Origin of the sequence: Segatella copri, from assembly GCF_009495355.1 — a bacterium.
In the GTDB taxonomy this organism is placed as follows: Bacteria; Bacteroidota; Bacteroidia; order Bacteroidales; family Bacteroidaceae; genus Prevotella.
In genome coordinates, this window is record NZ_VZAD01000040.1 from 12,852 (window position 1) to 29,940 (window position 17,089).

Annotated in this window: 10 protein-coding genes; 4 read left to right on the forward strand and 6 right to left on the reverse strand. The window is 42.7% G+C overall.

The genetic code is table 11. The annotated features are described in order from the left end of the window. The 4 genes from F7D20_RS04730 (at nt 1) to F7D20_RS04745 (ending at nt 7,782) form a co-directional block, all read left to right on the forward strand. On the forward strand, nt 1–390 hold the full coding sequence (locus F7D20_RS04730; protein ID WP_158463059.1) for a hypothetical protein: 390 nt from the start codon (nt 1–3) through the stop codon (nt 388–390). 13 nt (nt 391–403) lie between these two features. Next, nucleotides 404–1,063, forward strand: a complete 660-nt coding sequence (locus F7D20_RS04735) for a hypothetical protein (RefSeq protein ID WP_158463060.1) — start codon at nt 404–406, stop codon at nt 1,061–1,063. 91 nt (nt 1,064–1,154) lie between these two features. Next, complete coding sequence (locus F7D20_RS04740; RefSeq protein ID WP_437182654.1) at nt 1,155–4,412, forward strand: helicase-related protein; 3,258 nt, start codon at nt 1,155–1,157, stop codon at nt 4,410–4,412. Nucleotides 4,413–4,422: 10 nt separating this feature from the next. After that, the gene (locus F7D20_RS04745; protein ID WP_158463062.1) at nt 4,423–7,782 is read left to right on the forward strand and encodes an Eco57I restriction-modification methylase domain-containing protein; all 3,360 of its coding nucleotides are present in this window, start codon (nt 4,423–4,425) and stop codon (nt 7,780–7,782) included. Between the two features lie 319 nt (nt 7,783–8,101). Here F7D20_RS04745 and F7D20_RS04750 read toward each other — a convergent pair whose 3' ends face one another. The 6 genes from F7D20_RS04750 to F7D20_RS04775 all read right to left on the reverse strand — a co-directional run bounded on the left by F7D20_RS04750 (nt 8,102) and on the right by F7D20_RS04775 (nt 17,049). Next, nucleotides 8,102–8,968: a TaqI-like C-terminal specificity domain-containing protein gene (locus F7D20_RS04750; RefSeq protein ID WP_367383910.1), complete on the reverse strand. Its 867-nt coding sequence runs from the start codon at nt 8,966–8,968 to the stop codon at nt 8,102–8,104. Nucleotides 8,969–8,982: 14 nt separating this feature from the next. Continuing rightward, complete coding sequence (locus tag F7D20_RS04755) at nt 8,983–9,588, reverse strand: master DNA invertase Mpi family serine-type recombinase (protein ID WP_158463064.1); 606 nt, start codon at nt 9,586–9,588, stop codon at nt 8,983–8,985. Nucleotides 9,589–9,742: 154 nt separating this feature from the next. Beyond that, on the reverse strand, nt 9,743–11,656 hold the full coding sequence (gene dnaK, locus F7D20_RS04760; RefSeq protein WP_022251655.1) for a molecular chaperone DnaK: 1,914 nt from the start codon (nt 11,654–11,656) through the stop codon (nt 9,743–9,745). A gap of 202 nt (nt 11,657–11,858) precedes the next feature. After that, nucleotides 11,859–12,113: a hypothetical protein gene (locus F7D20_RS04765; protein WP_158463065.1), complete on the reverse strand. Its 255-nt coding sequence runs from the start codon at nt 12,111–12,113 to the stop codon at nt 11,859–11,861. A 332-nt stretch (nt 12,114–12,445) separates the two neighbouring features. Continuing rightward, complete coding sequence (locus tag F7D20_RS04770; protein ID WP_158463066.1) at nt 12,446–15,259, reverse strand: M16 family metallopeptidase; 2,814 nt, start codon at nt 15,257–15,259, stop codon at nt 12,446–12,448. Nucleotides 15,260–15,282: 23 nt separating this feature from the next. Continuing rightward, nucleotides 15,283–17,049 (reverse strand): hypothetical protein, encoded by a 1,767-nt coding sequence (locus tag F7D20_RS04775; RefSeq protein ID WP_158463067.1) that lies wholly within the window; start codon nt 17,047–17,049, stop codon nt 15,283–15,285. Between the last annotated feature and the right edge of the window lie 40 nt (nt 17,050–17,089).

The following is a 17,089-nucleotide window of genomic DNA, read 5'->3' on the forward strand; positions in this document are numbered from 1 at the left end:
ATGAATGATATAAGTAAGGACAAGGATTATCAAGAATTCTTTGCAGGAATAAAAGAATTGGCAAAGGGACTTATGCAGATTCGTGAGAGAGCAGCCATAGAGTATGCTCCCATTGTGGAGGACTTCTGTGCGAGGAAACACGCAACAGCAAATGAAGTAGGCCGGATGCTTGACTATCTGTTTGAGTTTGCCGACGACGAACGCATATTGCTTATGTACAAGAAAGTCTGCCGAAGATTCGTCTATGATTATCCCGAAACCATAAGTTATTACATCATGGAGTACAGAAAAGAATATGACCGTGAAAGTCTTATCGGTACCAAATATGAATATCTGCTTCATGAGGATGATGAATTGTTTGACAAAGAAGATAATAAAGCAAAACAATAAAACAGAATAGAATATGGGAACAGCATTACTTGCACTCTGCTTCTGCGCGTTGTCGCTCGTTCTTGCCTTGTTTGTGGGCATATTGCCAATAAGCGACAAGGCAAAAATTAGGTTTATGTATGTCGGTGCTGCGCTATCGTTAATGGCAGTGCCAATGATGAGCCATTACATTGCAGGGCAGAACAATATTGTGGACGAGCTACGCTATCAAGCCGTGCTTGTCTTCATCGTCGTTGTGTGTTGCTATTGCTTCGTCATGGCGAATATGGTGAAGTACAATGTCATGCAGAAAAAGGTGGCAGTACTTGAGGACACGGTAGAGAAACTTGAACAGGAACGTGCAGCAGCAATGTCGCAAGCCGTGGATGAAGAGCAGCACAAAGTACAAGAAGCCCTCGACTGGTTTGCAGCGAAAATAAGCGTGTTCAGCAAAGAAGAGCAAGAGGCCATCAACGCTTGTGCCATTGCCTTTGCCGAGCGTGACCAGATAGTAATACCTAAAGTCAGCATAGCCGTCAATGCCAAATGCAGCCAAGCCGACCTCATGGCGTATGCCAGCTCCGCTTTCTTCAAGATTGGAAAGAAGCGTAAGAATATTGCACGGTTCCTCAGCATTGTATTCAAAGCTTACTTCCCTGGTGGTGAAGGATTCGTGTATAAGAAGATGCCATGAGCGAAACAATAATAAACCTAATTAGAACGACAATATGAACGAAACTATAAATAATTCCAATTTCTTTACGAATAGGAATGGAAACACTCTTATGAAAGAGTTTGAGGGCGTGTTACAACATAACAATCATATAAAAAATCTTGATGCTGTAGTTGGTTTTCTGCGTGCGTCTGGATATTTTTCCTTGCGTCCATTCTTAGACCATATCAATAAGGTGCGGGTGCTTATCGGTATAGATGTAGACAAGTATATAGCACAAGCCGCTAACCAAGGAAAAATTTTCTTTGGTGCAGAAGAGGAAGTAAAAGAAGATTGTTTGCGTAAAATCCGTAAGGATATAGAGCGTTCTAACTACTCAAAGGAGGTAGAGAGTGGTATGCTTCAGATGGTTCAAGACCTTATAGTTGGTAAACTTGAACTACGTGCTCATCCGTCAAAGAGAATACATGCAAAGTTGTATGTACTCTATCCAGATGATTTCAATCAGTATTCCCAAGGCATCGCCATAACAGGTTCAAGCAATTTGTCCGGCAATGGGCTTGGCATTTCGCAAGATAAGCAATATGAGTTCAATGTCAAGCTTGACCGATTTGATGATGTGAAATTTGCCAAAGACGAATTTGAATTGTTGTGGAAAGAAGCTGAAGGTTGTGAGATTACCGCAGAAGATGTGAAAATATCCATAGACAAAACCTACCTAAAAGGTGATGTCGCTCCATACGATTTGTACATCAAAATGCTTATGGAATACTTCTCTGATCGTGTGTTGGCCACAGATGATAACAATCCGTTTGATATGCCTGAGGGATATACCAAGTATGATTACCAAATGGATGCAGTTGTGGAGGGATATCAGAAGCTCATTAGGTATGATGGATTTTTCCTTGCAGATGTCGTTGGTCTTGGTAAGACTGTTATTGCAACCATGATTGCAAAGAAGTTCTTGATAGAGAATGGACACGATAAGACAAAAATTCTTGTTGTATATCCTCCTGCAGTAGAACAGAACTGGAAAGCAACATTCAAAGACTTTGGCATAGATAAATATGCCAAATTTATTTCCAATGGAAGTTTGGCAAAGGTCCTTGATGAAGAGAACTATAACTATTGGAATGCTGATGAGTACGATTTGATATTGGTGGACGAGGCACACAAGTTTCGTTCACACACCACAGCTGCATTTGAACAACTGCAGGAAATCTGCAAGATGCCTCGCATCGAAAATGGAAATATTCCTGGATATAAGAAAAAAGTGATGCTCATCTCGGCAACACCGATGAACAATACACCAGCAGACATTTACAATGAGATACAGTTGTTCCAAGACCCTCGACGTTGTACAATAGACGGAGTGGCAAACTTGACAGCATTCTTCTCTCCTCTTATCAAGGAGTTCCAACAATTAAGGAATGACCCCAACTTCGATGTGACACAGTTTAAGAAGTTGGCCGAGCATGTGCGTGACCGTGTTATAAAGCCTTTGACCGTCCGCCGCACAAGAACAGACATTGAAAATGTGGCTCGTTATAACAAAGATGTAAATGGATTCCCAAAGGTTGAACGTCCTATTGAAAACAGGTATGAGCTGAATGAACGTTTAGCCAATCTGTTTGAAAGTGCAATGGAAACTCTTGATAAGAAGTTAAGCTATGCCCGTTATCAGGCTATTGCCTATTTGAAACCTGAAGCTGCAAATGGTTTGTATGACAATGCCGAATTGATAAGCCGCAGCCTGGCAGGAATCCGCAAGAATGGATTGGTAAAACGACTTGAAAGCAGTTTTTATGCTTTCCAAATATCGTTGAACAATTTCCGTCAGGCGAACCAAAATATGATTGACATGTTCAATCGTGATAAGGTATTCATCGCTCCAGACCTTGACATAAACAACTTGTTGGAAGCAGGGCTTTCAGATGAGGAAATAGAAGAAAAATTGAATGCTAAGGCGGAGGAGAATCCAAAGAATTCTGTATTTAAGGCTGAAGATTTCGACCCTGAGTATATCGAATTGTTGCAGCAAGACCAAGAGATACTCGAAAAACTGTACAAGGATTGGGAGGGCATAACAGATGAAGATGATTCCAAGTTTGCAAAATTTAACGAGCTTTTAAAGCATGAGTTGTTTAAGGTCGAACGTAATCCGGAACAAAAGTTAGTAGTATTTTCAGAATCTGTTGATACGGTTAAGTATCTCGAACGGCGCATTAACCGCAAGGACGTGTTGGTCATCTCTGCTGACAACAGAAGTAAACTGTTCAAGACAATTCGTGAGAATTTTGATGCAAATTATAAAACAAAGCTCAATAAATACAATATAATCCTCACAACTGACGTTTTAGCAGAAGGAGTAAACTTGCATCGAGCCAACGTGATAGTCAACTACGATACACCTTGGAACAGTACACGTCTTATGCAGCGCATAGGCCGTGTAAACCGTATAGGTTCTTCATCAAAGCACATATACAACTATGTGTTCTATCCTTCGCGTGAAGGTAATAGGGAAATCAATCTGAATCAAATAGCTTTGAGTAAGATACAAACATTCCATTCTACATTTGGCGAGGACAACCAGATTTACTCACAGGAGGAAATTCTTGATCGTGACCTTACTAAATTGTTTGACGAAGGCATGAAACGACAGAAGGAAGAAAACAATCAAGAATTGCCATTCTATGAGGAACTGCGAACTCTTTACAAGACAAATCGTAGGGAGTACAATCGCATAGAGAAGCTGTCATTGCGTAGTAGAACTGGACGTGACGCAAGAGAGGTTGATGGTGTGACATTATCTGGAGACACGCTCGTATTCCTAAAGACGAACTTCCGCAAGGTGTTCTTTCTCGTGTCGGAAACAGCTAAGGAATTGTCTGTGCTTGATGCACTCAAATATTTCAAAGCTAAAAAAGAGGAACAACCTGTGGAGCGAATAGAGCAACATCACAAGCACATCAATATGGCATTGCAGAAGTTCCGTGCCATGCAGGATGAAGAACTGCGCAATCAAGAAAATGCACAAGATGCGCAGAAATCTTTAGGCGCACAAGTGACAACAGCTGTCAGTTTGCTTAATCTTTTTATTCGCGAAATAGACGATCCTGACATTCGTATAAAAGTGAGTCAATTAAAGGCTCTGGCAGAACGAGGTGTCATCACATACATTCCTAAACGTTTGCAACGTATACAGAAGGATCTTACTCGCAGTGGTAAAAATAAACTATCTCCAACTGATGCCTTAGATGAAATAATTGATATGGCAAAGAAATACTCCCCTTATTTCGTTGCACAAGAGTCTCAGATGAATGAACAAGAAACGAATGCAGAAATAATTCTCTCAGAATCATTTAATTAAAACATATACAATGAATTACAAAGAAATAATAGAATCAAGATACAATAGAGATGCATGGCAGCAATTGCTTCATGATATATTCCTTAGCAAAGTGGTCTTCAGGGCTCCTTATGAAGTGAAAGTAAATAGCCATTTTGCCAAAAAAGCTCTCAAACTGGGCACAATTACATTGTCTGATGAGCAGCAACTAGCTATATATGAAGTTGAATTGTCTGATAAGGTAGATATAGAACGTAACAAACGTGGTATTAGAGATATGCTTACTGCAGATTGGCGTCGTATGGGCTATGCTGGTGCCTTCATGTTTTGCTATCGCAAGAACGAGAGCGTGTTGCGTTTCTCTTATGTCAGCGAAACATGGGGATTCAACAAAAAAGGCGATTATGAAAAGTTGTCTACCAATACTAAGCGATACACCTATCTCCTTGGAGAAGGTCGCGGATGCCGTACTGCCATTGAGCAGTTTAGTGCACTTAAAGACAGCAAGCAGTCTCTCAGTGATGTTACAGCTGCTTTCTCGGTTGAAGCTCTTACCAAGCAATTCTATAAGGATTTGTTTGACTGGTATCAATGGGCGGTAGATCCAGCATCAGGTGTATATTTCCCCAACAACACATCAACAGAAGATGATGATCGTGAGGATATTGAGACTAAAATTATCCGCATGATAACCCGAATTATGTTCGTATGGTTCATCAAGCAAAAAGAACTTGTGCCAAACAAAATCTTTGATATAGATTTTCTTGACACAATTCTGAAAGACTTTGATCCCGAAAGTAAGAATGTAGGCAATTATTATAATGCCATTCTTCAGAACTTGTTCTTTGCCACGCTCAACCGTGCCATAGAGGACGAGCAGGGTAACAAGCGTCGTTTTGCAACCAATGTGAAGAAAGACATCAAGACTCTTTACCGCTATCCTGAAATGTTCAAAATCAATGAGGATGAGGTGATAAAGATGTTCTCAGAGGTACCTTTCCTTAATGGTGGTCTGTTTGAGTGTCTTGACAAGACAAAGACTATAGACGGAGTAGAACAAGCTTACAACTATGACGGTTTCAGTCGTAATGACAAGAAATTTGCTGACGAACGCTACCGTAATCGTGCTGTGGTGCCGAACATCCTTTTCTTCGATGAGGAGAGAGGATTGATATCCATACTCAGCCGCTATAATTTTACCATTGAAGAGAACTCGCCTGAAGAGCAGCAAGTTGCACTTGACCCAGAGTTGCTTGGTAAGGTATTTGAGAACCTATTGGGAGCCTATAACCCAGAAACAAGAGAAACAGCACGCAATCAAAGTGGCTCGTTTTACACTCCACGAGAGATTGTAAACTATATGGTGGATGAGAGTCTTATCTCTTATTTGGGTAACACTTCGTTTGTACGTTCACTTTTCTCGCCTGAGTTTAGCTACGACAAGACAAAGGCAGATGATTACAAAACCATTTCTGATAAGCTGAAGGCTATCAAGATACTCGACCCAGCTTGTGGTTCGGGAGCATTCCCTATGGGATTGCTCAATCGCATGATAGACATTCTTGGTCATATTTCTCCTGAAGAGAATACTTATGACTTGAAATTATCTATCATTGAAAACTGCATATATGGTAGTGACATTCAGAGTATTGCAGCCCAAATAACGAAGTTACGATTCTTCATCTCTCTTATCTGCAATTGCGAAAAGGACGCAAACAAGCCAAACTATGGCATTCCTACATTACCAAACCTTGAAACGAAGTTTGTAGCTGCGAACTCTTTGATAGCCAAGAAAAGGCAGGCATGTCATAGTCTGTTTGAAAACCCAGAGATAGAGCTGACAAAACAGGCTTTAACGGAAATTCGCCATGAGCATTTTGCTGCCAAGACTGCAAATCGCAAAAGCACATTACGTCAGAAAGACAAAGAACTTCGTGAGAAGCTTGCTCATTTGCTGGCTGATGACAACAACTTTGCTCCTGCCGACGCTAAGCAGCTTGCAGAATGGAATCCATACGACCAAAATGCTGTTGCCGATTTCTTTGATCCAGAATGGATGTTCGGGGTCAGCGATGGCTTCGATATTGTCATAGGCAATCCACCGTACATTCAGCTTCAGAATGATGGTGGCAAATTGGCAAAATTGTATGCCGATTGCAATTATAAGACATTTGCACGTACAGGCGATATCTATTGTCTGTTCTACGAACGTGGCCATCAACTTCTGAAGCCTAATGGCCATCTATGCTACATTACTTCCAACAAGTGGATGCGTGCTGGGTATGGCGAAAAGACACGTGACTTCTTTGCCAAGAATACAAATCCGATGCTCTTGATTGATTTTGCTGGTGTAAAAATCTTTGAGAGCGCAACGGTTGACACTAATATTCTTCTCTTTGCCAAAGCCACCAATGAACATAAGACATGGTGTGCCGTCACAAACAAGCAGAACAAAGATAGCGTAAAGAATTTGAGCGTTTTCGTGCAGCAGAGCGGGACAGAGTGTGAATTTAGTAACTCTGATTCATGGGTGATTCTTTCGCCTATTGAGCAGAGCATCAAGCGAAAAATTGAAGCTGTGGGAACACCGTTGAAGGACTGGGATATCCAAATCAACTACGGCATCAAGACGGGCTATAATGATGCTTTCATTATAGACACCGCTAAACGTGATGAAATCCTTGCCAATTGCCAGTCTAAGGACGAGCGCAAACGAACGGCTGAACTTATACGACCGATTCTGCGAGGCAGGGATATCAAGAGGTATGGATATAACTGGGCAAACTTGTGGTTGATTTATATTCCATGGCATTTTCCTTATCAATTTGACGAGTCTATAAAGGGCGCATCTGATAAGGCGGAAGAGGCTTTTAAGGAACAATATCCTGCTGTGTATAATCATATGCTTCAGTATAAAGAACCATTGTCTAAGCGCAATAAGGCAGAAACAGGAATACGCTATGAATGGTATGCCATGCAACGATGGGGCGCAAAATATTGGGAGGATTTCTCAAAGCCAAAAATAGTCTGGGGAAATTTAAATCTAAAGCCAAGTTATGCAATTGTTGAAGACAATAGCTTCATAAATGCGCCATCACCAATGATTGTACCTGCAAGCAGATATTTATTGGCCATCTTAAATTCAAAACTGGCTGATTACTTTATTCGACAACTTGGTGTAACTCGCAATGGTGGGTATTTTGAATACAAGCCAATGTTCATAGAACAGCTTCCTGTCCCTCAATGCCTAGATAATTCTATTCTTAAAGAAATCGATACTAATGTGGCTATTAAAAACGAGAAAATAATAGATACTATTGTGTATTCTTTGTATGGATTAAATGATAAAGAAATACAATATATAGAAAAGGGAACACAAGAAAACTATTAATAATAACCAAGTTCAACGTCTATGAATTATGGACAAAATATGGTATACTTAACTGCTTTTTTGAATTCTTCTATGTTCAAATATTGTTTTCGCGATTCTTTTCCAGAGTTACAATGGGGCACAAGAGAGTTAAGCAAAATCTTTTTCGATAAGATTCCAATAAAGCAGGTGTCTTTAGAACCAAATGAAGGGTTCAGAAAGATTATTAATTCTATTCAATCAGATTATACAATAGAACAAACGAAATCTATAGATGACATGTTGTTCGATTTGTATAATCTGACATCAGAAGAACGTAAAATCATTAGTTATATAGAGATTAAGTAAAATTTTCTTCTATATAGCTTTGTTCATCAAGAGATAAGTCGTATAGCTTAAATATTTTACGACTTATCTCTTTTTCATTAGTGAGTGATTCTCCTTTAATAAGCTCTTCTAAGAGTCTTTTGAAAATCAAGTTCATTTCCGACCCAACTTGAGGTATTTGTATTGGCTCAATTGCTTGTACACTAACTAGCAAATCACCTGTACCTGTCTTCGGGGCATCTTTAAGCAAATAATGTCCAATTGGTGAATTTAATACACAACAGACATATTCAATGTTTATGCCCGTAGCAAAACATGTACTGTCAAGTCCTAAAAAGTCATTATCGCTATAACAGAATCGAAGTATCGAGCCTACTCTTTTCCAAAGAATTTTTGGCTTAGAAAAATCCTCCAAATAAGCGCAATTCCTAAGGTTATATGGCGTTTCTCCTTTGTCGGCTCTCTTTGAAATCTTATCCCAATATTGATCAAGATGAGCTTTAACAGCAGGATAGTCCTCAATATGAATACGTTCCAACTTGCCGCGAATACCATTGTGTGTATTAATTAGCCACAAGTTTGCCCAGTTATATCCATACCGTTTGATATCCCTGCCTCGCAGAATCGGTCGTATAAGTTCAGCCGTCCGTTCACGTTCATCCTCGGATTGGCAGTTGGCAAGAATCTCTTCACGCTTTTCCGTTGAGATAATAAATGCCTCATTATAACCAGTAAGCACACCACGGTAGATATTTATATCCCAATCTTTGAGCGGAGTGCCTACGGCTTCTATCTTACGCTTTATGCTCTGTTCTATTGGTGACAATATTACCCAACTGTCGCTATTCGCAAATTCACATACAGAACCGCTCTGCTGCACGAAAACGCTCAGTTCTATTCAGATAAAAAATGCTTGATATAACGATCAAGAGTATTTCTGTCAACCTTACACAGCGTTGCAATTTTGCGCTTCGAAACATTCGCTTTAAGCAGTTCTCGAATAAGTGTTTCTTTTCCGTGTAACTTGTATTTCTCGGGAGCACTCTTTCGCCCTTTTGGTCTGCCAAGTATAACGCCCTCTGCTTTTTTACGCGCCAAAGCTTCCTTGGTTCGCTGACTGATAAGGTTGCGCTCTATCTCGGCAGACAAACCAAAAGCAAAGGCGAGCACTTTGCTTTGGATGTCGTCACCAAGGCGATAGTTGTCCTTGATAGTCCACACACGACATTCCTTTGTCATGCAAATATTCAGAATCTCCATTATCATGAACAAGTTGCGACCAAGGCGGGAAAGCTCAGCACAAATGATGAGATCGTCTTTTTGTACTCGCTTCAGAAGTTTTCCCAGCTCTCGTTTGTTGTATGCTTTCGTTCCACTGATGGTTTCCTCAATCCAACCATCAATCACAAGTTTGTTGCGTTCGCAGAATTTGTTGATTTCAAAACGTTGGTTCTCTACTGTCTGTCTGTCGCTGCTGACTCTAATGTAACCGTAAATCATAATTATTCATTTGTAAAGTTTAAAATAATAAATAAGCGATTAACAAGCGCATAACAAAGGCATAAGAAACAAGGACCCCATAAACGCAAAAAGCGTGCAACTCATTGAGCTGCACGCTTTTGCTTATTATTTATTATGTATTTACCTTTCGGCATTACTTCACCTCCTCAAAGTCGGCGTCCTGAACATCCTGAGCGCCATCATTAGCACCCTGTGACTGCTGACCGCCCTGAGCACCCTGTGCACCCTGAGGACCTGCCTGCTGACCACCCTGGTACATCTGCTGAGAAGCAGCCTGCATTACGGTGTTCAAGTTGTTGATGGCAGTATCGATAGCTGCAACATCACCAGCCTTGTGAGCATCCTTCAACTGCTGCAATGCCTGCTCGATGCCTGGCTTCTTGTCTGCTGGAATCTTATCACCGTTATCCTTCAAGAAGTTTTCGGTGGTGAAGATCATAGAGTCTGCCTGGTTCATCTTGTCAATCTTCTCGCGCTCAGCCTTATCAGCAGCAGCGTTCTGCTCTGCCTCAGCCTTCATGCGGTTGATCTCGTCCTCGCTCAAACCAGATGAAGCCTCGATACGGATGCTCTGCTCCTTACCAGTAGCCTTATCCTTGGCTGATACGTTCAAGATACCGTTGGCATCGATATCGAAGGTAACCTCAATCTGAGGAACACCACGACGAGCTGGAGCAATACCTGTCAAGTTGAACTGACCGATACTCTTGTTCTGAGCTGCCATTGGACGCTCACCCTGCAGTACGTGGATAGTTACCTCTGTCTGGTTGTCGGCTGCTGTAGAGAATACCTCGCTCTTCTTACAAGGAATAGTTGTATTAGCATCGATAAGCTTAGTCATCACACCACCCATAGTCTCGATACCGAGAGTCAATGGAGTAACGTCGAGCAATACGATGTCGCCAACACCCTCTTCCTTGTTCAGGATGGCACCCTGGATAGCTGCACCTACTGCTACTACCTCATCTGGGTTAACACCCTTAGAAGGCTCCTTGCCGAAGTAGTTCTTTACGAGTGTCTGAACGGCTGGGATACGGCTTGAACCACCAACCAAGATAACCTCGTCGATATCTGATGTAGAGAGCTTAGCGTCACGAACTGCATTCTGGCAAGGTACAAGACAAGCCTGAATCAGGTTGTGAGCCAACTGCTCAAACTGTGCACGAGTCAAAGTCTTAACCAAGTGCTTTGGCATACCGTCAACGGCTGTGATGTAAGGCAAGTTGATTTCTGTAGATGTAGAGCTTGACAACTCAATCTTAGCCTTCTCAGCTGCTTCCTTCAAACGCTGCATAGCCATAGGATCCTTGCGGAGATCTACGCCTTCCTCAGCCTTGAAACCATCAGCCAACCAGTTGATGATTACCTGATCGAAGTCATCACCACCCAGGTGAGTATCACCATTTGTAGAAAGTACCTCGAATACGCCGCCACCGAACTCCAAGATAGAGATATCGAATGTACCACCACCCAAGTCGAATACGGCGATCTTCATATCCTTGTTAGCCTTGTCAACGCCATAAGCCAAAGCTGCGGCTGTAGGCTCATTGACAATACGCTGAACGTTGAGACCTGCAATCTGACCAGCCTCCTTAGTTGCCTGACGCTGTGAGTCAGAGAAGTAAGCAGGAACGGTGATAACAGCATCTGTAACCTCCTGTCCGAGATAATCCTCTGCTGTCTTCTTCATCTTCTGGAGAACCATCGCAGAAATCTCCTGTGGAGTATATTTGCGACCCTCGATTTCAACACGTGGATAACCACCCTCGTTTACTACTGTGTAAGGCATTGCCTCAGCTTCCTTCTGGCTCTGAGCGTATGTCTCACCCATGAAACGCTTGATAGAATATACAGTGTTCTTAGGGTTTGTGATGGCCTGACGCTTAGCAGGATCACCTACCTTGCGGTCACCATCCTTAACGAAACCTACTACTGATGGAGTAGTACGCTTACCTTCACTGTTAGCGATTACAACTGGTTCGCTACCTTCGAAAACGGCAACACAACTGTTTGTGGTACCCAAGTCAATTCCAATTACTTTTCCCATAATTATTTTGTTTTTATTTTTTTCGTTATTAATATGTTATAAAATCTCATTAACACCCAGACTGGAAGTTTGCCGAAGATATGCATCTATCGGGAGCCTCATCTCTAAGTGTTTACGCTACCTATAATAACAAAGCGTGTGCCAATGGTAATATTGACACACGCTGGCTGACAAATTGTCATAAGTTGCTATTTTCTTCTTTCTACAACATGCCGTCGAGTTGATTGATGGCATGGCGCATATCTTGCTCGAAAGTAGTATGGTCGAGCAGATAATGCGGAGTGCCATTAGCCAACAACTGGTAGAGCGCGGGGTTCATCCCATCTACATATTGGCTGATGGCATATTCTATATCATCACGCTGAGTGGGACTGGTGGAATATTCATACACACGCAACTTCTGATGGAAGAAGCAATAGGCCGACTCGATGCTGTCCTTGGTGAAATCTATATTCATTTTGTTTTGACTTTTCGATAACATGATACAAAAGTAACAAGAAAAACCTAAAAAGCCATACTTCCACATCACTTTTTAGGTTTTATTCCATTTTATGAGTTCTGGGAATTTATGGGTCCTGGGGATTTACCTCATAGGTTATTTATAATATGTGATATTACTGTCAAGTTTCGCACCTTCAGTAGAAAAGAAAATCCCAATTAGGGAAAACTTGTCAATCAACTGACAAAATATTTTTTCCTAACTGGGAATTTCTTTTTTCTCAACTATAGATAATAGGTTTCCGCATACATATATATATGCAAGAAGCCGAACTATCTTTTTTCTGATCCTTACTCCGAGAGCATGGTAACCTCTACACGATGATTCTGCTTCAACAACTCCTTAGCCATTTTCTGCACATCAGAAGCTGTCAGGTTGTCCACCATCTTGCAGTAATCCTTGTCGAAGTCGGCATCGTCGTCGAGCTGGTGCCAGATGACGTAGTTCCAGTAGTCGTTGGTGATTGCCATCTGTCCGTATTGCTTCTTCAGATACTTCTTCACCTTATCCATACTGCTTGCCACAGGACCATGGTCGGCGATGTTCAGGAGTTGCTTGTAGATGACAGGATTCAGTTCCTCATAACGCTTAGGGTCGCTCTTGTAGGAAATACGAAGCAAGGCATTCGGATTGTCCTCCTTCTCGAGGTTGAAGCTTACTCCCACTCCGTATGTTCCTCCCTTCTCCTCACGTACCGAGTCGGTGTAAGCTATCTGGAGGACACGGGTCAACACGTCGAGCGCCAAGTCGTTCTTCGGCGAGAATGGGACGTTGGCAGTATAGAACACGCTCACGTTGGCAAGCGGAGTCTCCTGCTTATGCACGAACTTCACCACCTCGTTCTTCTTCACAATCTGAGGCACGTTGACCTTGTTGCTCTTCTCTGCCTTGTGGGTAGAAGGCAGGGTGGCGAGATACTGGCAGAGCAACGGACGAAGCTGCGCCATATCGACCTTGCCGATGAAGACGGTATTGAAGTTGCTCGCATCGCTGAAACGCTCACGATAGATTTCGAAGATGCGGTTGTAATCCGCTTTTTTTGCAATCTCCACGGTTACAGGAGCCATACGCACATTGTGGTCGTACAGAGTAGCCGAGAGGGAGTCATTGTAGACAACCTTCGAACTGGCGTTGCGGTTCTTCAGGAGCGAAAGGTTGCGGTTCATCATTCCCTCGAACGCCATGCTGTCCTTGCGAGGAGCAGTGAAATAGAGATGAGCCAACTGAAGCATCGTTTCCAAGTCTTTTACTGACGAGGTACCTGTGATGCGCTGTCCCTCGCTGGTGATGGAAGGAGCCAACTTCAAGGACTTTCCGGCCAATGCCTTGCGAAGACGAGTGGCCGTGAAGTCGCCCACGCCCGCCTCCGTGATGGAACCACTCAGGAAGGCGAAGTTAGGGATGTCCTCATCGCCATAGACGGAAGTACCTCCCTCGCCTCTCATGCTCATAGTGATTTGGTCGGCTTGATAGTCGGTGGACTTCACATACACCTTCATGCCATTGCTCAAGACAATCTCCGTCATGCCAAACTTGCCGTATGGCTTCTCCGATACAATCTTGCCAGGTGCAGGCAAGGCCGCCATCAAGGTAGCTGGTACTTGCTCCTCCTGGTAAGCGTCGTAACGCTTCTGCTGTGCGGCAAGCACGGTGTTCTCAATTTCCGATTCCGAAGGAACCACGAAACCATCCTTGTCGGGTCCATACATGATGAACACCTGGTTTTTGTCGGTGATTATCTCGCCCACTTGACTATTTACCTCGTCAAGACTCACCTCGCCATCAAACAGTTTCACCAACTGGAGGTTGTAAGTAGGGGTCAAGATAGGCTCTCCCTCCAAGAAGTTGTTCACGCACTGGCTCACATAGTGAGAGTTCTTATAGTCTTTCTCCATCTTCAGTTGTCGCTCGGCAGCATTGAGATAGAGCTTCTTGGCACGTTCCAGCTCACTCTGTGTAAAGCCATGCTGACGGGCACGTTCCACCTCACCTACGGCTACCGAAACACCACCCAGTACATTGTCCTGCTTGCAACTGATGCTCAGGCTGAAGGCATCCTTGGTGCGGGAAACGAAGAACGCACCGTTCTTCACCGTCGCACTCATGAAAGGCGGATTGGCCACTTGCTTTTTCTCCGAAAGGCGACCATTGAGCATATAGGTGATTAAGCCGTTGATGTAATCCTCACGCTGATATTTCACGCTGTTTTTCTCGCTGTCTGGAGTGGCCTCGCTCTTCATGTAGAGATGACCGAGGATGATAGGCTGCTCCTTGTCCTTCTCGATGGCGACAATCATCTTGTCGTTGTCAGCGACAGGATAATAGATGCGCTCGGCAGGGTTCTTGTGTGCCTTAATCTTACCAAAGAGCTTTTGGATTTTTCTCTCCATCATATCCACGTCGAAGTCGCCCACGACCACGATGGCCTGCAAGTCGGGGCGATACCACTTCTGATAGTAGTCACGCAGGTCCTGGTAAGGGAAGTTATCCACAATGTCCATATTGCCGATAGGCAGACAGTCCTCATACTTGCTGCCCTTGTAAATCTTAGGCATCACATTCTCCATCATGCGCTGCATGGCCATGCCCGTGCGGCGGTTGCGCCATTCCTCGTGGATGACGCCACGCTCCTTGTCTATCTCCTTGGGTTCAAGGTTGATAAACTGGCTCCAGTCGTTGAGCACCAAGAGGCAGGAGTCGATGATACCTTCGCGCTTGATGGGAGCCGAACCGATGTGATAAACCGTCTGGTCAACCGAAGTATAGGCATTGAGGTTGGTACCAAACTTCACACCGATGGTCTCGCACCAAGGCACGATGCCCAGTTGCTTGCCCTTTCCGGGGAAGTGCTTGGTACCATTGAACGCCATATGCTCCAGGAAGTGAGCCAAGCCACGCTGGCGAGGTTCCTCCAAGATGGAGCCCACACGCTGGGCTATATAAAAGTCGGCAAGTCCTGCCTCCTTGGCATTATGACGAATGTAGTAAGTGAGTCCGTTCTTCAACTTGCCCTGACGGATGGATGCATCCTGCTCCACAGTTTGAGCAAACAAAGATGCAGGAGCTAAGAGAAGAAGGAACAGGCTTAGAATTTGTTTCTTCATTTAAAAAGAGTATTATACAATAATTACTTTACGATTACCTTCTTGTGGTTGACAATATAGATGCCCTTGGCAAGACCTTCTGTTGCATTGCCTGCTGCAACACCACTCTTTACCTTCACACCACCGATCGTATAAACATCTACAAATGCATCAGAATCAATGCCAGAAGCAGTAGGTCTGTTGATACCTGTAGAAATGACATCGCTCATCTTGTAGCTGTAATATACAGAACCCCAACAATTCAAGTTCTCAAACTTCTTGTCTGTACCATAGAAAGAAACTGTATTATCTGTAGCCCTTGCAATACCACCACGATTTGCCATAATGAAGTTCTCACCATCTACAATAGGAGCTGTTGCATTACCGACTGTACCATAGTCACAAACTTGAATTGGAGTCTCAACTGCATAAGTATTCTTATTGATTGGAGCAACAATAGCACCACCACTGAAATCATAGCCAAAAGCATACAACTTCTCTGCGCCTTCATAAACACCAAAGAAGCCACCAATGCCACCATCTGTACGAACAGTAGCTTTTTCAACTTTTCCTGTTTCTGGATTCATCTTCAAGACATAGCCCTTCAACTGCTTAGAAACATGATTTGTTACTATATTCTCACTTTCACTTTCTTGCTTCCAACTACCATTCAAAAGACCAGTAAAGTAAACATACCCATTCAAGTATTGAGCACTCTTGTTCTGTATAACAAATCTTCCTGATTTATTCGCAACAGAAGTCAACGATTTGATATAGTTTACAGATAAATCCTCCGTGTTTACAGAAAGCAAGAGTTGAGTCTGGAAATCCTTACTTGCATTCACTTTAACACCTCCGAAAGTAATGTCATTACCTACACTTCTCACACGACCGTCAAGGTAAAGCTTTCCATCATTATATGCAACCTTATCCAAAAAGGCACAATCCACAATACCGTCGTTAACAATACTATTAAGGTAATACCCCTTACTATCCAACTTAACAAGGAACATATCACCCACAACATTTTGAGAATCGCCACCCCAAGAATCTATACTACTTTTGGCCACCAAAGTCGCTGATGTCCCATCAGCCTTATTCAAATACATCTCTGTTCTAAAATTACCTGCAAGATAAATATTATCCTTCTCATCTACAGCCAGACCATTGATGTAGATATTGTTTTTTGTAGCATGAGTTTCATCATAAGTTTTAACTAATCCAGAAATTATACGATACCATCCTATCTTACCAGCTTTAGTTATCTTCATGATTAAATAGCGATACTCGCTTTTTACTTGGTCACTTGTAATGCGTTGCTCTGCACCTTTTGGGTCTACATAACATAACAAATTAATCAAGCCAGCATCCTCTACCCAAGCACGACATTTCAAAGCAATAATCACGCCGCCATCAGAAGTTGGAGCTATCTGAGTTGCAGAGTGATCGACATCACCCTTATTAGTAAACGTAGTCCAAACAACTGAGCCATCCTTTGCTATTTTTTGTAGCAACATATTGCCATTCTGACTTGTACCAGTATATGGGCTACCTTCATAAAATCCATATTTATCCTTCAGTTGCTCACCATCAAACCAAACGTTCATTGCATTTTGAGTAGTTGACGTACCAAAGTTTGTTGCAACGTAATAGTAGCCATCACTTGACTTGCACATGCCCATCACATTGTCACCACCAGTAGTTGCACCATCAACAGAGTGTGCCCACTGAAAAGTCAGAGGACTTTGAGCATTCAGACTCATTGTAAGCGATAGGATCGCAAACAATAATAAAGTAAACTTTTTCTTCATAAATTAATACTTTTAGTTAATAAACTTATTGTAATGTTAC